23 protein-coding genes are annotated in these 16,364 nt (G+C 51.5%); all 23 read right to left on the bottom strand.

Annotated elements, in window-relative coordinates; genetic code table 11:
* Positions 1-78: 78 nt before the first annotated feature.
* The gene (locus tag OR1_RS03020; protein WP_041969856.1) at positions 79-765 is read right to left on the bottom strand and encodes a cytochrome c biogenesis CcdA family protein; all 687 of its coding nucleotides are present in this window, start codon (positions 763-765) and stop codon (positions 79-81) included.
* Entirely contained in the window at positions 762-1,145 is a 384-nt protein-coding gene (locus OR1_RS03015) for a co-chaperone YbbN (protein ID WP_041969855.1), read from the bottom strand. The genes OR1_RS03020 and OR1_RS03015 overlap by 4 nt, the downstream gene beginning before the upstream one ends.
* Before the next feature lie 52 nt (positions 1,146-1,197).
* Positions 1,198-2,124, bottom strand: a complete 927-nt coding sequence (locus OR1_RS03010; RefSeq protein WP_237754208.1) for a phosphate/phosphite/phosphonate ABC transporter substrate-binding protein — start codon at positions 2,122-2,124, stop codon at positions 1,198-1,200.
* Positions 2,125-2,126: 2 nt separating this feature from the next.
* Positions 2,127-2,354: a thioredoxin family protein gene (locus OR1_RS03005; protein WP_041969854.1), complete on the bottom strand. Its 228-nt coding sequence runs from the start codon at positions 2,352-2,354 to the stop codon at positions 2,127-2,129.
* Positions 2,355-2,787: 433 nt separating this feature from the next.
* Positions 2,788-2,988, bottom strand: a complete 201-nt coding sequence (locus tag OR1_RS03000) for a (2Fe-2S)-binding protein (protein WP_041970041.1) — start codon at positions 2,986-2,988, stop codon at positions 2,788-2,790.
* Positions 2,989-3,186: 198 nt separating this feature from the next.
* On the bottom strand, positions 3,187-3,495 hold the full coding sequence (locus OR1_RS02995) for a hypothetical protein (RefSeq protein WP_041969853.1): 309 nt from the start codon (positions 3,493-3,495) through the stop codon (positions 3,187-3,189).
* Positions 3,496-3,530: 35 nt separating this feature from the next.
* Entirely contained in the window at positions 3,531-3,863 is a 333-nt protein-coding gene (locus OR1_RS02990; RefSeq protein ID WP_041969852.1) for a hypothetical protein, read from the bottom strand.
* A gap of 69 nt (positions 3,864-3,932) precedes the next feature.
* Positions 3,933-4,307, bottom strand: coding sequence for a hypothetical protein (locus tag OR1_RS02985; RefSeq protein WP_041969851.1), 375 nt, complete (start codon positions 4,305-4,307; stop codon positions 3,933-3,935).
* Positions 4,308-4,401: 94 nt separating this feature from the next.
* Positions 4,402-5,754, bottom strand: a complete 1,353-nt coding sequence (locus OR1_RS02980; protein WP_041969850.1) for a HAMP domain-containing sensor histidine kinase — start codon at positions 5,752-5,754, stop codon at positions 4,402-4,404.
* A complete protein-coding gene (locus OR1_RS02975) occupies positions 5,735-6,445 on the bottom strand; it encodes a response regulator transcription factor (RefSeq protein WP_041969849.1) in 711 nt (236 codons plus the stop codon). The genes OR1_RS02980 and OR1_RS02975 overlap by 20 nt, the downstream gene beginning before the upstream one ends.
* 9 nt (positions 6,446-6,454) lie before the next feature.
* Positions 6,455-7,378, bottom strand: a complete 924-nt coding sequence (locus tag OR1_RS02970) for a cation diffusion facilitator family transporter (RefSeq protein ID WP_041969848.1) — start codon at positions 7,376-7,378, stop codon at positions 6,455-6,457.
* Positions 7,375-8,022, bottom strand: a complete 648-nt coding sequence (locus tag OR1_RS02965) for a cation transporter (RefSeq protein ID WP_041969846.1) — start codon at positions 8,020-8,022, stop codon at positions 7,375-7,377. Before OR1_RS02965 ends, OR1_RS02970 begins: the two co-directional genes overlap by 4 nt.
* 15 nt (positions 8,023-8,037) lie before the next feature.
* The gene (locus OR1_RS02960) at positions 8,038-8,985 is read right to left on the bottom strand and encodes a permease (protein WP_041969845.1); all 948 of its coding nucleotides are present in this window, start codon (positions 8,983-8,985) and stop codon (positions 8,038-8,040) included.
* Between the two features lie 51 nt (positions 8,986-9,036).
* Positions 9,037-9,426 (bottom strand): DUF2703 domain-containing protein, encoded by a 390-nt coding sequence (locus OR1_RS02955; protein WP_041969844.1) that lies wholly within the window; start codon positions 9,424-9,426, stop codon positions 9,037-9,039.
* A gap of 14 nt (positions 9,427-9,440) precedes the next feature.
* On the bottom strand, positions 9,441-9,755 hold the full coding sequence (locus OR1_RS02950) for a metalloregulator ArsR/SmtB family transcription factor (protein ID WP_041969843.1): 315 nt from the start codon (positions 9,753-9,755) through the stop codon (positions 9,441-9,443).
* Positions 9,756-9,969: 214 nt separating this feature from the next.
* Positions 9,970-10,860 carry a sulfurtransferase gene (locus tag OR1_RS02945; RefSeq protein WP_041969842.1) on the bottom strand — a complete coding sequence of 297 codons (891 nt, stop codon included), beginning with the start codon at positions 10,858-10,860 and terminating at the stop codon, positions 9,970-9,972.
* Positions 10,861-10,870: 10 nt separating this feature from the next.
* Positions 10,871-11,662, bottom strand: a complete 792-nt coding sequence (locus OR1_RS02940) for a cytochrome c3 family protein (protein ID WP_041969841.1) — start codon at positions 11,660-11,662, stop codon at positions 10,871-10,873.
* A gap of 279 nt (positions 11,663-11,941) precedes the next feature.
* The gene (locus OR1_RS22230) at positions 11,942-12,112 is read right to left on the bottom strand and encodes a hypothetical protein (RefSeq protein WP_160295203.1); all 171 of its coding nucleotides are present in this window, start codon (positions 12,110-12,112) and stop codon (positions 11,942-11,944) included.
* 171 nt (positions 12,113-12,283) lie between these two features.
* Complete coding sequence (locus OR1_RS02935) at positions 12,284-13,162, bottom strand: F0F1 ATP synthase subunit gamma (protein ID WP_041969840.1); 879 nt, start codon at positions 13,160-13,162, stop codon at positions 12,284-12,286.
* Positions 13,146-14,666: a F0F1 ATP synthase subunit alpha gene (locus OR1_RS02930; RefSeq protein WP_237754207.1), complete on the bottom strand. Its 1,521-nt coding sequence runs from the start codon at positions 14,664-14,666 to the stop codon at positions 13,146-13,148. Before OR1_RS02930 ends, OR1_RS02935 begins: the two co-directional genes overlap by 17 nt.
* Positions 14,656-15,402 carry a hypothetical protein gene (locus OR1_RS02925; RefSeq protein WP_041969839.1) on the bottom strand — a complete coding sequence of 249 codons (747 nt, stop codon included), beginning with the start codon at positions 15,400-15,402 and terminating at the stop codon, positions 14,656-14,658. The genes OR1_RS02930 and OR1_RS02925 overlap by 11 nt, the downstream gene beginning before the upstream one ends.
* A 12-nt stretch (positions 15,403-15,414) precedes the next feature.
* Positions 15,415-15,681, bottom strand: coding sequence for an ATP synthase F0 subunit C (atpE, locus tag OR1_RS02920; protein ID WP_041969838.1), 267 nt, complete (start codon positions 15,679-15,681; stop codon positions 15,415-15,417).
* Positions 15,682-15,683: 2 nt separating this feature from the next.
* Complete coding sequence (locus OR1_RS02915; protein ID WP_041969837.1) at positions 15,684-16,364, bottom strand: F0F1 ATP synthase subunit A; 681 nt, start codon at positions 16,362-16,364, stop codon at positions 15,684-15,686.

Below are 16,364 nucleotides of genomic sequence, written 5' to 3'. Positions count from 1 at the left end.
ATGTATGTGGTCATGCAGATATTGAAAAAGAGAGCGGCATACTAGTAGCCGCCCATGATTACTGCTGCGAATTAATGCTTAAAACGCCTGCCAGACAAACCACCCGCCCACCAGCATAACCACCGCTCCACTGACACGTTTGGACCAGAGGGCGAAATTGATGACTCCACGCGCTTTGACGAATGATTCGATGAAACCGGTGAAAGTTCCGGCAGCCAACATCAACAGGCAGTGGCCGATGGCGTAGGTGAAGAGGAGAGCAACTCCGTAGAGAACCTGCCCCTTGGTAGCAACAAAAGTCAGAATCACTACCAGTACCGGCGTGGCACAGGGTGAGGAGACAACTCCGAAGAAAAGCCCCAACAGAAATGAACCGACAATGCCACCCCTTTTAGGCTTGAAGTCACGCTTTACAGGAAGGCGAATTTCGTACAGACCCATCATCTGGCCACCCATCACCAGCGCTACTACCCCAGCGGCCACATACCACCAACCCCCCAGTGTGCCGAACATGGTTCCCAGCAGGCCGGCTGCCGCGCCGAAAGCGGTGAAGGTGAGTGAGAGCCCCAGGATAAAGGTCAGCGAATAGCGAAACGCCTTCCAGCGGTCTCCTTCGGAATAGCCGCCGACAAAGCCCACTACCAGAGGTATGGTGGCAAGTACACAGGGTGAGGCGGAGGAGACGACTCCTGCAAGAAAGACAGCGCCGAAAGCCAGCAACGGGTAGGCTGCAACGATCTGTTCGATGTTGTCGAGGAAGCTCACTTGAGCCCCGCAGCCTTCAGTTCCTTGACGATGTCCGGTTTGTCCATGAAGCCGATGTGACGCTTGACCTCTTTACCCTGAGCATTGAAGAAGATCTGGGTCGGGATCATCTGGACCTTGAATTTCTTCGCAGCAGCCTGATCCTCACGAACATCTATAAAGAGGACGCTGGCCTTCCCTTGGTACTCTTTCGACATCGATTCGAGAATGGGAGCCATCTGTTTGCAGGGGATGCAAGTGCGGGCGCCAAGGTCGAGAACCACCGGTTTACCTGATAGAAGCGCCCGGTTGACTACCGCATCGGTGGCGGCAGGGAGTTCGGCGTGCGCGAATCCGGCAAGCATAAGAGTAATGGCAAGCGTTGTTATGGACAGTTTCATTGTTGTTCCTTTCGAGAATTTGATGTCATCAATAATTGGCAACTCAAGTCTTTCAAAACTTCTGATATGGCGGCATATTAACGCGCTTGGCCATCTCCCGGATGACGTCATAGTCCTTGTCTGCTAGTTCTTCAAAACCATCTATCCAGGCCGCTTTCATTATCTTGACCCGTTCGCCGCTGATCTCAACTGTATCGGTCGGTTTAAGAGCCAATAATGCCTGGCGAACTTTCTCAACCAATTTGGGATCGGTGTTTTTTGCAGCGCCAAAGGTGCAGTAGGGGATAAGTGGGCTCTGTCCGAGAATGATAAAATCATCCGGCGAAATTTTACCTTCCCGCGTCATGATCTCCAGGTCGAGTATTGGTGCCGCTGCCGCATCTACTTCGCCATAAAGAACTTTGAATATAACTTTTTCATGCTTGTAGGAACCGTTCGGAATCGTCCAGTTCGCCAGATCCTTTTCGGGATCAATGCCGTTACGCAACATCAGGTCGTATTCTGCCATGTACCCGGTTGGTGCCAACATTGGACCAAAAGCGATCCGTTTGCCCCGAAGATCGCTCAGTTTCTTTATGCCACTGTCTTTGCGAGCGATTATTGTTCCTGCGGTACGAGACCCGAATTGCCCACGTTTTTCGGAAGCGAGCAGTATAAGGTCATAATGCTCCTTAAGCATGACGTAGAGAATAGAGTTTGAGTGGGTGAAGGCAAACTCTCCTGCCTTGAAACGTTTGTCAAAATCATTTGTGTCAACAGGCACAAATTCAAAATCAACGCCCGTCTTTTCCGAAAGATAGCGTGTCATAGGGAGGAAACGCCCGGTGGTTTCCTGCTCATTGTTGCAATTCATGTAACCGATTTTCATCTTTGGCCGGTTTTCGAGCTTCTCACAACCGGCGATGAAAGTAATTGGTAACAACATCGCTAAAAACATAAACGCAATGCGAGATAACCCGGCTTTGAATAAATAAGCCATTGTCAAAACATCCCCATGATCTCTGCCACTGATGCCAGCTTTCCGGAAAACTTTACCTGGCCGTCGATGACCAGTGCCGGTGTGCTCATGACCCCATACTTCATGATAGATGGGATGTCCTCAATCTTTACTACTTCGGCGCTCTTGCCACTTTCCTCCAAAGCCTTCTTCACGTTTTCGTAAAGCGTTTTACATTTAGCGCAGCCGGTTCCGAGTACTTCGATTTTCATGCCTGTGTTACCTCCTGGAGTAATGTTTGGTGGGGTTCTCTCCGCCGTTAGCAATTGGGTACCTTTTCAATCGATATGTGCCGAATTTCACGGGCAGCATGGTGCCTCCACAGCAGTCACAATGTTGCGGGCCACCTTCTATGACGACAAAAGCCTGATTTCCACAGTTCGGATGACAGACTGCATAACCAATTTCCAATTCCTTGGGCAGCGATGATTCTTCAGGTTCCTCATAGTCAATAGGTTCCGCACCGAAACAAGCCATGGTCCGTAAATGGTTGAGAAAGAGACGCCTGTGGCACTTTTCGTCAGTCAACTGTGCAAAGCGTTGTCGAATGGCCTCTAAAAGGGGCTCCAGCTCGAAGAATGTCGGACATGTATTCGGTGTTTTAGAAGGCACGGCAGAAGATCTCCTCATCCAATATGTAGAAACTCAGCTGGATATATATGAGTTAAGCAACTGCATGATTTCCTTGCTGCAACAGCGCTTTCGAGGACTCATTTCCTTGCATCGCCCTAATGTGCAGGCACCGGTCATTTTTCGTATATCATCTATAGAAACCGCGCCATTCTGAATAGCCTCAATGATGGACTTTTTACTGATATTGCTGCACCAACAGACTGTTTCAGCCATTGGCGCATAAAGAATATTCTCGGTGTACAGTGTCTCCATAGTTTCCTCAGTACTCTGCCGGCGATTAAACACCATGGGAAATCATTGTTTCCATTCGATACATCTGCTCATGATTAACACAACAGATACAGGCCGCCCCAGTTGAGCGTCCTGTATCTGTATGCAGACGAGCTTGCACAACCACAAATGATCGTTGACTTACTTGAGGATACCTTTGTCCTTCATTTTATCGCAGGGGTTACGCCTCATTACCGGTGGTGTAATACCTTTTTCCTTGGCACGTTCTGCCATCTGCTTGTGATGTTCGTCTACGTACTCCTTGCAGGCGTTATAGTCGGTAAAACTGCGCAGCTTGGTCTGATGCTCTGTCCGCTCTTCGGGTGTCATCAGTTGCCAACCATAGGTGTTGTTCTGATTTCCCTGCCAGCGCCATGGCTTGGCCATGGCTGAGGACACAAAAATTGCGGCGACAAGGATTGCAATCACTGCGGAAGTAATTGTTTTCATGTTGGTTCTCCTTTCGAGCACATTAATGCCCTTGCTCAGTAAATTGATCTGATTCTACCGTTTGCCTTGTGGACGATAACCACGTCACGAACGGTCCCGTTATTGTCAAGCAGTTCGGCTCTGAAAAATCGCGGACGTTCATCCATGGCGCCGATATGAAGGTCGTGGCCTTCAATAAACTTTTCGATGATCCTTCGTGCTTCATTTACCGTCTTAACGGAAACCTTTGCGCCATAGCAACCGCACTTCCCGTCTTGAATGTAGCCGCCAAATGGTATAGGCGATATGGCGTCATCGGCAAAAACAGGTGCAGTCACCAAGGCTGCGGAAATCAGATAGATTGTTAATATTTCCCTTGGTTTATTCATGATATGGCACTCGGCTCGATAGTATAGTTACATGAGTCTGTTGCATCTGATTTTCCGGGACTAACGAGATCAGGGCATTTCAGCCAGGGCCTTCAGTTCTGCCTCACTCAGACCAACTTGATTTGCTTTAATAACCTGTTGAAATGCTGAAGGCCCAGGAAGTCCATGTTTGTTGGCAAGAGCTCCGATTTTTCCCTGCAAGTCGATGACTTCATGGGCAAGGACCTTGATTTTGGCCGCGTCAGCTGGTTGTTTCATGGTTTCACCAATTAACTCCAACTTTTTGACAGTCGCTTCCCCTCGCAATCCTGCGCTTTCCTGCTGAAACTGAATAATCTGTTCCTTGCTGAATGATTCTGTTGAAGCTAGACCCTGTTGAGGGCAGAGAGCCCCTGCCGCAAGCATTCCTGCTGCTACGATTGTCACTGCGATCATCTTTTTCATAACTGTTCTCCTTCCGTTGGATAATGTTGATGCAAGAGAACAGTAACAATGAAGAGTGATGTCATTATGCGTAAAATGTGAAGATATTATGAAATCAGCTTGGCAAAAAAACCCTGAAGTATGCGCCGTGATCAGAATTGTTCCCGGCGGTCATTGTTCCGCCATGTGCTTCGACCAATTCCTTGACAATTGCCAGGCCGATCCCCATTCCGTGCGGAAAACCACTATAGAACCGCTCGAATATGAAGGGGAGGTCTTCTTCCCGAATACCGCAGCCGGAATCTTCGACACTGATGGCAATACCACTGTCGCTCAGTTCACTACGGACAATTACTTGGCCAACACCGTCCACTGCCTTGACTGCGTTGCCGATGAGGTTGAACATGATCTGACTCAAACTGTCAGGATCAGCAACAACCATGGCTCCATCGGCCACGTCGAGCGAAAAGGCCACCTCTTGGGCAGATAATACAAAGCGTTCCACTATAGGTTCCATAAAGCTGCGGAACCTGACCGGCTGTTTCTTTAGGCTCATTGAACTCGCCTCGGCCTGACTCAGGTCATCCAGTGCGCCAAGTACGCCCCGAAAACGATCCATTTCTCCCATAAGTGCGGTCAATCGTTCTGTGTCGGCCGGAACCATCCCGTCGGCCATCTGCTCAACCTGCAGACGCATGACGGTTAGGGGGGTGCGGAGTTCATGGGCCGCATTGGTCAAGAGTCTCTTGCGGAGTGTTTCCTGGGCATCCAGGGCGTTCGCCATTCTGTTGAAGGTTTCGGCCATGGCTTTGAACTCCCGTGTCCCATAAACCGGCACCCGTGCACTGGCCTCACCTCCCTGCAATGCTTCTGCAGCCTTGGTAAGCCGATCAACAGGAGCAGTTATTCTTCGAGAAAGAATTATGCTCAGCAGAACCGTGAGGCTGCCTACTGCTAGGAGTGAAAAGAGCAGCAGACGATTGCTTCGTGCAACAAACAGATGCTCTTTGGCAGCACTGGTGTAGACTATGTCCAATTGACCGATCTCTTTGCCGTGATGGAAAAGAGGGTATGGCGTGCTGGTGCTGAAGTCAGAAACAATGTGTCCTTTGGCATATGAGAAGACCAATTTTTTCATTTTTGACGACATCTGTTCCACTGCTTGCTGAATGTCGATTACCTGATGGTTCTCCATGTCGTTAACACGTACGGCAAGGCCCATCATGTAAGCCAGAACTACATCATCTGCCAGAGCAGACGGGGCCCATTTGCCATTTGTAGCGTATTCTTCCTCCAGACGAGCCATCACCCAGTAGCTGCGATCCTCAAGGCGGCCACTGATAAAGGAGTGAAAGTCTCTCACGATCAGTTCTCGTACCAACAGTCCCGAGGAAAGTCCTGCCAGGGCTATCAGGAGTAACAGGGCCAGCAGCCGTGACTTTAGTGTATCAAGTATCTTTAACGCCATTGAAGCGGTACCCCACACCATAGACCGACTCGATATAGACCGGGTTTTTCGACCGGTCGCCAATCTTGTGGCGGATATTTTTGATATGCGCGTCGATGCAGCGATCATAGCCCTCGCATGTGTAGCCCAGCACTTTTTCCAGCAGCTCTTCGCGACTGAAAACCTTACCCGGCGTAGAGGCGATCCGCAGAAGCATTTTAAACTCGGTTGCCGAAAGCTCGACCGGGGTGCCGGCCATAATCACCTGATAGCATTCCGGGTCGAGGATCAATGCCTTGCCATTGAAGCTCAGTTTGCCAGTAGTGGTATCGGCGGGAACTTCGGCAGTCCGTTTGAGCGCAACCTTTACTCGAAAGACCAATTCACGGGCACTGAACGGTTTGACCACATAGTCGTCCGCGCCAAGCGAGAAACCGATCAGACGTTGCTCCTCTGAAGATTTTGCGGTGAGCATAATGACCGGAATGTCTCCAAGCCGTTTCAATTCCTGACAGACCAACTCACCAGGAACATCAGGGAGTGACAGGTCTAGCACCACCAGCATGGGAGATTCTTTTCGGGCGTGATCCAACGCATGCTGTCCTCGTTCGTGATGACTCACATGATATCCCGCCTCGGTCAGGTAGGATGTCACTACCTCGGCAATCGATATGTCGTCTTCGACGAGAAGAATATAGTCTGTTGGCGGCATTTTTATTCCTCAGTGCCGATGTCCACAGGCAATACGCGGTTGATGGTTGAGTTCCTTGATGACCGGGCCATTGGCGCAACTACGGCACTCCATCTGGATTGTTGTATGGGTGATATGAAACTGCTCCTGCAGCCTATATTCAATAGCATGAAGTATTGCTGTCCGGTCTATTTCGCTGTCTGTGTCGATGTCTACGTGAACCGACAAAGACAGAATATGTGAGCAGACCGTCCAGATATTGAGATGATGGACATCCTGAACACCATCAACAGTACGGATTGCTTCAGCAACATCTTTCAACTCTAAACCTCGCGGCGTCCCTTCCATTAGGATATGCACCGAATCGCGCAGCACACGTCCGGCTCCGGTTAGGATCAATAGTCCTATCGCGGCGGAAATTAGCGCATCCAGGAGATACCAGCTGGTGTAATACATGATGATGCCGCCAACGATGACGCCGACAGATGCCGCCGCATCGCCAATAACGTGCAGAAATGCGCTTTTTACATTCAGATCATCAAGAGAATGGCTGTGAAGCGCCTTTGCAGCCAGCAGATTCATAACCAGGCCAATGACTGCCACAATTAACATCGGCAGACTTTTTACTGTTTCAGGTGCAGCGAAGCGTATCCATGATTCATATAGGATGGCCAGCGCCATCACAAAAACAGTCAGTCCGTTGATGAAAGATGCAAATACTTCTGAGCGGTGAAATCCGAAGGTATGGCGTTCCGAAGCAGGTATTGAGGAGAGTTTAATAGCCGCCAGAGAAAGTATTAGTGCAAACAGATCCAGAAAGACATGCGCAGCATCAGATAACAGCGCCAGTGAGTTGGTCCAGAAACCACCGACAACTTCTGCTGCCAGGGTTATTGCCGTAAGGATAATGGCAAAGACGAGTCGCCGGGAGATGTTGCTGTTGATCCCTGTCATGGCGTTTCTGTCCGACTGCAACTACAATTGCATGAGCAGTTCATCCCTTTTGCCTTTGCGAAAGATTCCTTCCCTTCTTTGAACGTCAGCCATGCAATTAGAATGGCTCCGATGGAGTCCAGACTGCCGATTCCAGTCAACTCATAGCCAACGCTTGCTGCCATCAATACGAGTGACAGATAGAGACATGCGCGTGAACAGGCAGCATCAGCCAGAATGGCAGGAGATTTGAGCGTCTTGCCAACCGTTGTCTTCTGACGGATCAGAACCCACATGAACGAGATTGAGACCACCGAGACAACGATGCCCCAGACTGTTGTCTCCGGCTTGTGACTCTGATAAAGGTTGAGTCCTGCCGTCAGAATCAAACCGATTGTCAGAACGTAGAAGGCGGATCCGGTGATACGCAGTGCACGCTGCTCGAATTCGTCCCTGGTCTCATTGCCATTGGCACGAATCCTCCGTAGCATGTGCCAGACACCGATTGCAGAAATCACCTCGATGAAGGAATCCACGCCAAAGCCGAACAGTGCCAGCGTTTCATCTGCAACCCCGAGCCATATCGAAACAACCCCTTCTGCCAGATTATAGAAAATCGTAAACAGGGCCAGCAGACTCGCATATCTGTAGTTTCGCTCTTTCATGCCTGATTGTATCCTTTACAGAATCGCATTGAACAGATACCCGACAATGACGATTGCCGTAGCCACGATCCCGAAGAAGGTCGCCAGCAGCGGTTTCTTCAGGACATTGCTGAGAATGACAGCCTCAGGCAATGACAGTGCTGTTACTGCCATCATAAATGCCAGCACAGTGCCGATAGCCATCCCCTTGGCTGTTAGCGCCTGCACGATCGGGATAACTCCGGCGGCATTGCTGTACAGGGGAACACCAAGCGCCACTGCCACCGGCACAGCGAACGGGTTGTCCCGACCGGCCCATTTGGCAAGGAAATCCTGCGGCACATACCCGTGAATAAAAGCACCGATGCCGACACCAACCACTACATATGGCCAGATCTTCTTTAACAGCCCGAGAGTGTATTCACGTGCGTAATCGAACTTTTCACGCCACGACATGATCTTGATCTCACTGTTGCCAACCTGCATCTCCCAGACGTAATCCTGCACGTACTTTTCCATCTTCAACTTACCAATGACAATGCCTGCGACAATGGCAACCAAGAGGCCGGTACCGATATAGATCAAGGCGATCTTCCAGCCGAACAGCCCCCAGAGCATTATCAGCGCAACTTCATTGACCATTGGCGATGAGATCAGAAAGGAGAACGTTACTCCCAGCGGAACTCCGGATTCAACGAAACCGATAAACAGCGGTACCGCAGAACAGGAGCAGAACGGAGTGACGATGCCAAGCAGCGCAGCCATCACATTGCCAACATACTCGCGCTTGTGTGAGAGGATTCGCTTGGTCCGCTCAGGAGGGAAAGAGGTGCGTATGATAGCAACCAGATAAATGATGGTGGTGAGCAGCAGAAATATCTTTAGTGTGTCGTAGATAAAGAAGTCGAGCGCTTCGCCTGAGCGTGTACCGGGAACGAGACCAAAGAGGTTGAATACAATGTAATCGGCGAAACTTTTAAGCATGAAAACTCCATGAGCCTTTGATTATTTACTCACTTAATGAGACAAAAAAATTTACTTTTGGTCGAGTCCGAGTGCTTTGTATGCAGCCAGCCGTATCAAGTCAGCGGGTATCTCTTCGTGTATCTCGCCTTCGTACGCGACTGTCCGGCAAGTGGTTTCCGAGCCGGTCATGCAGGAGCAGGACGAGCAGTGGCTTTCATCCGCTGCGGCATTGTCAAGAACCTCTTCCAGCGGTACTCCGTTAAACAGTACCAGGTTCGATTGCACCATCTGTTCTTCTGGCAGTTTCGTTTCGATGAAAGCGACGGTGATCCCCTTGCCAGCAAGTTCATTGGTCAGTTCTGCCATGACCTCTTTGACCGACGAGCCGGTTGCTGTGCAACGGTCACAGGTAGCCCCGTCCTTGTCGTAATGCCGCCATTCGATGGTCAGTTCTTCCATGGCAATCTACTCCTTTACACAGCTTTCAACAGTTTGTGTCGTTCCGATATCTCCTGCTTTACAATCAGAGTGACCATATCAACTACATCAAGAATCTCCGGATGCTTGATGGCATAATAGATCTTCAGCCCATCCTTGCGACGGGAAAGAACACCTGCAGAAAGCATCATGCTCAGGTGCCGGGAGGTATTGGATTGCTCCTCGCTGATGGCTGGGAAAATCTCACAAACGCAGCGCTCGCCGCCACGCAGAAAGTCAATGATCTTAAGACGGGTCGGCTGAGCCAGGGCCTTCAAAATATCAGCACGGAAATCAACAAGGTCTTTCATAGGCATCCTTTCATGTAATGACTATATAATCATATAGTGCTTGAGTGTCGGTTTGTCAAATCTTTTTAGCGCAAATGGGTCGCCCGGTTCGAGGTGTATGTGTGATTTTCTTTCGGCAGGGGGTAAGTATTAGATGAACAGCTGATATAGCTCTGATGGGATACCCCAGCGGCTGTCACTAAGCCGCTGGGGTAAGATGGGGGATGATCAAAAGTCAGTTCCAGTTATACATGGCCAGCGGAGCCTTCGGGTCTTCTACCCAGTCCTGCAGGGAGTCGTCATACATACGGACGTTCGTGTAACCCAGGACATTTGTGAGAACATAGACAAAACCGGCAGACAGACGACCGCTGTCGCAGTATAGGATCATGTCCTTTGTCTTGTCTTTTCCAACTACACCTACTGCCATGGCTTCAATTTCTGGAACGTCGCGGAGGGTGCCATCCTTCTTGAAGAGCCATGCTGATGGTAACAGCACTGCACCGGGAATCTTGCCCGGTCTTTTTACATGGGGAACCTTGCTGGCGCCGAAATAGTATTCAGGAAGTCTTGAATCGACCAGCAGTGACTTGCCGGCAGTGACATCGGTTTTGTAGGCCATCATGTTTTTCTGGAACTTGATGGATATATTTGTTGGCGCAATCTTAACCATATCGGTTGCCATCGGTTTCTTATCAGCAACCCACTTGTTCATGCCGCCGTCAAGAAACGCTGCCTGTTTGATTCCTGCATACTGGAGAGTCCAGGCGACCCGTGGAGCATTGACCTGGTCAGGGATGGTATCGATTTTACCAACCACAACGACCATGGTATTTTCTCCGATTCCTGCACTGCGGACTACGTCCTGAAGGTCTTCCAGATCCGGCACCTGGTTGTCCATTGGTTTGACAGTTATGGCCCAACTACCATAAAACGCGTTTACAGCACCTGGAACATGGCCGGCTTTATACTCTTCCAGCTTTCTAATATCAATAATACGGAGGTTGGGGTTGGTAAGGTTTTGTTCCAGCCATTCGGTTGTAACAATGGCAGGCAGCGACGCCCCCCAAACCGGTATGGCACACAGTACCAGCAATATTAGAATAAGCAGACCTGATTTCTTCATGCTATCTCCTTTACTTGAGTGGTTTGGGCTCGCGAATGAGCTCCTCGTTGGCCTTTGATCCGCCTTTTATAAGAATTTCCTTGGTCAGAAAGCTAGTTTTTTCAACGTGGCAGGTATCACACGACCTGGTACGGTCGGTTCGTTTTTTGATATTGTGAGGGGATGTGTCCCAGTAATTGGGCAGAGCATCAAATTTTTCCATCTTGACCCCCGACTCTGCAAAGGTGTCGCGTACGGTCGGGATGATCCTGAGTGTGGTGACGGTTTTCTTGTCACGAGGATTAAGTCCGAGGATAAAGCCGGGGGTTGATGTAGCCCCTTTACCTTCATGACAGTTGGTGCAGTTGCGATAGCCACCTGATGAGTGACACGCCACACAACTCAGTTTTCCATTATGCGCAGCGTGAGCCTCTTTAGCCTTGTCACTCTTATCACTGCCAACCGGATGACACTTCTGGCAGGAAGGGCGCTCTTTGATCTCCTTACGATTTGTCTGGATGGTGCCATCGCCGTGAGACTCACTCTGTTTGTGGCAATCAAGACAGATCATCCCCTTCTGGTAATGGACATCAGGAGTGCCGCCATATTCACCGGTAAACTCGGGATAAACACGACCACCGTGGCAGAGTGCGCAGGTCTTTCCTTCATCTCGCCGGACAAATGTATGCCCTTTGATTAAACCGATGTTTAGGCCACCGATAACCGGAACCTTAACATGGCAATCGCCACAGGCTGCATGGCAGCTGTTGCAGGCTTTCGTAAAAACCTTCTCGTTGAACAGTTTCCCTTCGGCAGTTCCCATTCTTCCCTGAATGCCGTGCTTGAGCCCTGCAGTCGTATAATGCAGCGAGTTCTTGAAGTTTTTTGCAATTGCCTCATGGCAACGGCCACAAACAGCCAGGTTGTCTGAAGGCCGCTTAACTAAACCCTTGTGGGCTGCAACCTTGTCCAGTGCCTTTTCATCACCCTTATGACAGGACGAACACCCTTCTTCAAAATGGGGGTCTTTCGCTATAACAGCCTTATCGACTACGAACCCCTTGTAATACTGCTCCGCCGAAACTGGCGGAGGTTTCCCAGCTCAGCCTTCGCCTTCGCCTTCTAGCGGTGGAATAAAGGTGACAAGAACCTTCATCTTTGCATCATCAGCATGGCAGGTGATGCAACCGCTTTGGCCGGCTGCATAAGCTGTCGTACAGAGCATTCCGAAAAGTACGACTGCAAGAGCCAACTTATTCAGCATTGTTTTCAAAGCAAATCTCCTTTCTATGAAGTGGTGACGGTGAAAAATCTTTTATCACATGTGTTTTGAGATTGTTCGGCTCAGGAGTTATTAACTTTAGATCTTTAAAAAAATATCATAGTAATCGTATGTATTCGAGATGGTTCTGTCGTGACCCGTGTTAAATTTCAGATTCAGCTCTCAGTCTTGCTTCGCCGACCGAGTGACCGGCTTCACCTCCTCAGTATCTGACTCATTGAGGCCAACACCAGCCAGTATCGCCTCAATCTCTTCGATGATCTCCTCTTGCCGGGCTATATTCTGTTTCCTCTGCAACTCGTCGACACGTCTCTCTATGCGGTGCGATGCGCCCTCAATGTGATTGAGCCGGTAACGGCTTTCTGACATGAGGGAACGGTGGAACAGTTCGGTTATCGCTGCCAGCAGGTGCTGCTCCATCAACTGGGCATAGAATACTGATGGTGCAATATTCAGATGAGGGGCAACGTTGTCAGATGGTACAGGCCTGCCAGTAGGCCCGACTAAGGGGGCAAGAGTCCTGACTTCGACGATTCCGCTGTCCGGGTCATGGTAGAGAGCGGATAACCGAAGAGGGTTGTGGTCGCTATCGGCACGAATGAGCAGAGCGTTGATAGCATCCATGACCCGATAAATAACCTGCCCGATTTCCTCGACAGCATGGGGGCCATCCAGATGCGTGTCCACCTGCAATCTGCCCGCAAGTTTGGCTCCGACGGAGATCATGTGTGATGTGCCGTTGTCATGCTCAGGTTGTGGCAGTGCTGCGAGCAGGAGGTCGTTGAAGTCACCGCAGAGACCACGCTGTGAACCAACCAGCAGCAGCACCTTCGTTTCCTGCGAAGACCGTTGCGGGGGCGGAAACCAGGTCATAAAATCAGAGGCTGTATCCTCAAGGCTTGTCACCATCTCCCGTTGGGCGACAAGAATTCGGGAGAGTTTACCGGCCTCCATCATGGCCAGGTTTTTCATAACCCCGAGAATGGTGTCGATATCACTCAGGGAGCGCAAACGCCGTTGAAGTTCACGCCGCCCGGCCATCTGCCCCACCATGATCAGCCAACGCTTCCATAACAAGTTCGCGCCATCTCTCCCGGCTGCTTTCCAGGGCACATCCCCCTTCCTTAGCAGCAGCCCTGAGACGCTTCATCAGATACGGAATTTCTTCCGGCGTCTTGCCGTCCAGAAGCCCTTCATTGAAGGCAATGAGCCAAGTCAGTTGGTACTCAACCGGTAGTGGCGCACGCCGCTCCTGCCGGAGCAGTTCCCTCAGCACCTTGCCACGCCTGATCCTGGCCTCGACCGAAGCCTCAAGACGTGCGCCGAACCTGGTGAACACTTCCAATTCCAGAAACTGGAGGTAGTCAAGTTTCATTCGTCCGACATCTTCTTTGACTCTTTGGTGCTGGGCCTTGCCACCGATGCGCGATACGGAACGGGTGATGTCGATGGCCGGAAGAAAGCCTGCGGCGAAGAGTTCCTGATCGAGATAGATCTGCCCGTCGGTAATCGAGATCAGGTTGGTGGGTATATAGGCGGCCAGTTCACCCTGCTGGATCTCGATGATTGGCAACGCAGTCATGCTTCCGCCTCCGTGGCTTGCGTCAAGTACGGTGGAGCGCTCCAGCAGGCGTGCGTGAAGGTAAAAAATGTCACCGGGATAGGCCTCACGCCCTGGCGGTCGCCGCAGCAGCAGAGAGATCTCACGATAGGTCTGGGCGTGCAGGGAGAGGTCGTCATACACGATCAGAGTATCCTTCCCCTGCTTCATCCACTCTTCGGCGATGGCGCATCCGGCAAAGGGGGCCAGGTATTTGAGGCCGGGGAGTTCAAACGCCTCGGCAACAACAACGGATGTATGCGCAAGCGCCCCGGTTGTACGCAATGTCTCGACAATGTTGACCGCCTTGGAACGCTTCTGACCGATCAGAACGTAGATGCAGTGAACGCCGCTGCCGTGCTGGCTGATGATTGCGTCAAGCGCCAGGGAACTCTTCCCGGTGGATGACCCGCCGATAATCAACTGGCGCTGCCCCTTGCCGATCGGGATCATGGTGTCGATCATGGTTGTTCCGCTGTAGAGGGGGGCATTAACAAAGGTACGCGCCAGAATCGACGGCGACGGCCCGAAGATCTCACGGCGTGTGCAGTTAACCGGAGCCGGCAGACCATCGAGCGGATGGCCCAATGGATCCACGACTCTTCCAAGCAGTGGGTCGCCCACGGGAACCGTCGGTCTGGCACCGGACAGCAGCGCTCCGGTTCCGGCGGTGAGGCGGTCGGTCTGTTTGAGCAGTATGGCGCCTACCAGTTCTTTGCCCAGATGGAAGACCAGCGCCCGGCTGCCATCTTCCAGGGCGATGACATCATCGAGAGCCGCTGAGGGAAGGCAGCGAATCCATGCCACACCATCACCCACGGCAACGACCATCCCACGCTCCTTGACACGGGTTGCCGGTTGATATCCCGTAAGCCTTGCCTCCAGGTCTGCAAGTGGCGAGGTCAGTACAGGAGATGATGATGCTGGCATGGTTTCAGTCGCCATTTATTCCACCCTGAAAGAAGGAAAGTTCATCCTTGAGGTTGGCAGAGAGGTTCCATGGGCCGGTGTTCACGCGGATTCCGGCCAGAAGCGCTTCATTGACACTGAAACTGAACTGTTTGGCAGCAGGAAAGACCTCACGGAAACGTACTTCAAAATGTTGTGATGAATCATCAGGAAGCGGATAGGCGCTTGCCACACGAACCACGGAGTCTACCCTGCCGAGCGATTCAACTATGGAACGATGCTGCTCATCGGGAAGTGCCGCCAGGTCTTCAAGCAGCATATCCATGAGTTGCTTTCCCAGTTCCGGAGTGGCGATGCGGCTCAGCAAATGTGCTGCAAACCGACCAGCATGGGCGATGGCACGTTCTTCACTCAGGCGGACCCGTTCCTCGACCTGGCGCTCTTCCGCGATCCGGGCCTTGTCGCGCATTCCGTCGAGTTCTTGATCCAGGTCGGCTGTCAGACGTTGACGCTCAGCCGCAATCTCGGTCTGCAACTGGCGGCGCAACTCCGTTTTCTCTGCATCCCATGTAGCCAGACGTCCGTGATAGGTCTGGCTCAGTTCGGTCGCTTCGGTGCGGATCCGCTCAGCCTCTGAACGCATCTGATCCATGGCTGCCAGCCGTTTGGCGATGACCGCCTGGACCGGTTTATACAGTAGCCGGTTCATAATCCAGACGAGGATCATGAAATTGACAACTTCCATCAGGAAGGTGGTCAGGTCGAGTTCCATGGGGTTCCTCCGCTATTTGAGGAGGTATTCAAGCAAGGGATTCCGGAAGAGCACAATCAGCACAATCACCAGACAGTAGATGGCCAGGGATTCAATCATGGCAAGACCGATGAAGAGTGTCCTGCTCAGTGATTTCTCGGCTTCCGGCTGGCGGGCCAGGGATTCCAGGGCGGTGCAGATCGCTTTGCCCATGGCGTTTGCTGGCGCAATAATCCCGACGGACATGGCGATCACCGCCACTACCGTCGATGCGAGTACAAACCAGGATATCGGGGTCATATTTATTCCTCCTTCAGGGGCTGCCTGGCTTCCAGCGTCTGGATAGCGCCGGCGATATACATCAGAGCCAGCATGCCGAAGATATAGGCCTGAACTATTGCCTCAACGATATGAAGCATGAGCAGCGGTATGGGTGCGAAAAGACCGGCCACCAGGAGCACCATAAATGCGGCCATCTCCAGACTCATCATGTTGCCGAACAGACGTACGGCCAGAGCCAGCGTCCGGGTAACTTCGGCAATGATATGAAACGGCAGCAGGATGGGGCTTGGCGAAAGATAGTGCTTCAGGTATCGGCGCAGCCCCTCGATTCGTATGCCGAACCAGTGAACAGAGCAAAAGACCAGCAGCGCCAGGGCGGTTGTGACAGAGATATTCCCTGTGGGAGAATGGACACCGGGAATCAGGCTGGAGAGATTGGCGACTCCGATGAAGAGCCAGAGCGTCGCCACAAATGGAAACACAGAGTCGGCCCGGCGTGGCAATACCTCATACACTGCAGAGTGAATCGCCTGTACGACCCCCTCGACGGCAATCTGAAGAGGGCCGGGATCGATGGTAAGCCTACGGGAGAGGAACCATGCGGTAAGGATAAAAACAGCCATGATCCCCCAGGTGGTGACGACAGCCGTACTTATCCCTACAGGTCCCAGGTAGAACAGTGCGTGCGTACCATCCAGCAT

It is taken from the genome of Geobacter sp. OR-1 (assembly GCF_000813145.1).
Lineage (GTDB): Bacteria > Desulfobacterota > Desulfuromonadia > Geobacterales > DSM-12255 > Geoanaerobacter.
This window is presented reverse-complemented; position numbering and strand designations above follow the sequence as displayed.

Coding starts and splice junctions, on each gene's coding strand:
- OR1_RS02935 (WP_041969840.1), bottom strand. CDS start 13,162: ATGGCCGGGCGGCGTGAACTTCAACGGCGTTTGCGCTCCCTGAGTGAT.
- OR1_RS03000 (WP_041970041.1), bottom strand. CDS start 2,988: ATGGCTGAAACAGTCTGTTGGTGCAGCAATATCAGTAAAAAGTCCATC.
- OR1_RS02955 (WP_041969844.1), bottom strand. CDS start 9,426: ATGGAAGAACTGACCATCGAATGGCGGCATTACGACAAGGACGGGGCT.
- atpE (WP_041969838.1), bottom strand. CDS start 15,681: ATGACCCCGATATCCTGGTTTGTACTCGCATCGACGGTAGTGGCGGTG.
- OR1_RS02930 (WP_237754207.1), bottom strand. CDS start 14,666: ATGGCGACTGAAACCATGCCAGCATCATCATCTCCTGTACTGACCTCG.
- OR1_RS02995 (WP_041969853.1), bottom strand. CDS start 3,495: ATGAAAACAATTACTTCCGCAGTGATTGCAATCCTTGTCGCCGCAATT.
- OR1_RS02940 (WP_041969841.1), bottom strand. CDS start 11,662: ATGGGAACTGCCGAAGGGAAACTGTTCAACGAGAAGGTTTTTACGAAA.
- OR1_RS02985 (WP_041969851.1), bottom strand. CDS start 4,307: ATGAAAAAGATGATCGCAGTGACAATCGTAGCAGCAGGAATGCTTGCG.
- OR1_RS02915 (WP_041969837.1), bottom strand. CDS start 16,364: ATGCTGGATGGTACGCACGCACTGTTCTACCTGGGACCTGTAGGGATA.
- OR1_RS02990 (WP_041969852.1), bottom strand. CDS start 3,863: ATGAATAAACCAAGGGAAATATTAACAATCTATCTGATTTCCGCAGCC.
- OR1_RS02960 (WP_041969845.1), bottom strand. CDS start 8,985: ATGCTTAAAAGTTTCGCCGATTACATTGTATTCAACCTCTTTGGTCTC.
- OR1_RS02975 (WP_041969849.1), bottom strand. CDS start 6,445: ATGCCGCCAACAGACTATATTCTTCTCGTCGAAGACGACATATCGATT.
- OR1_RS03005 (WP_041969854.1), bottom strand. CDS start 2,354: ATGAAAATCGAAGTACTCGGAACCGGCTGCGCTAAATGTAAAACGCTT.
- OR1_RS03015 (WP_041969855.1), bottom strand. CDS start 1,145: ATGAAACTGTCCATAACAACGCTTGCCATTACTCTTATGCTTGCCGGA.
- OR1_RS02925 (WP_041969839.1), bottom strand. CDS start 15,402: ATGGAACTCGACCTGACCACCTTCCTGATGGAAGTTGTCAATTTCATG.
- OR1_RS02945 (WP_041969842.1), bottom strand. CDS start 10,860: ATGAAGAAATCAGGTCTGCTTATTCTAATATTGCTGGTACTGTGTGCC.
- OR1_RS02950 (WP_041969843.1), bottom strand. CDS start 9,755: ATGAAAGACCTTGTTGATTTCCGTGCTGATATTTTGAAGGCCCTGGCT.
- OR1_RS02980 (WP_041969850.1), bottom strand. CDS start 5,754: ATGGCGTTAAAGATACTTGATACACTAAAGTCACGGCTGCTGGCCCTG.
- OR1_RS02970 (WP_041969848.1), bottom strand. CDS start 7,378: ATGACAGGGATCAACAGCAACATCTCCCGGCGACTCGTCTTTGCCATT.
- OR1_RS03010 (WP_237754208.1), bottom strand. CDS start 2,124: ATGGCTTATTTATTCAAAGCCGGGTTATCTCGCATTGCGTTTATGTTT.
- OR1_RS02965 (WP_041969846.1), bottom strand. CDS start 8,022: ATGAAAGAGCGAAACTACAGATATGCGAGTCTGCTGGCCCTGTTTACG.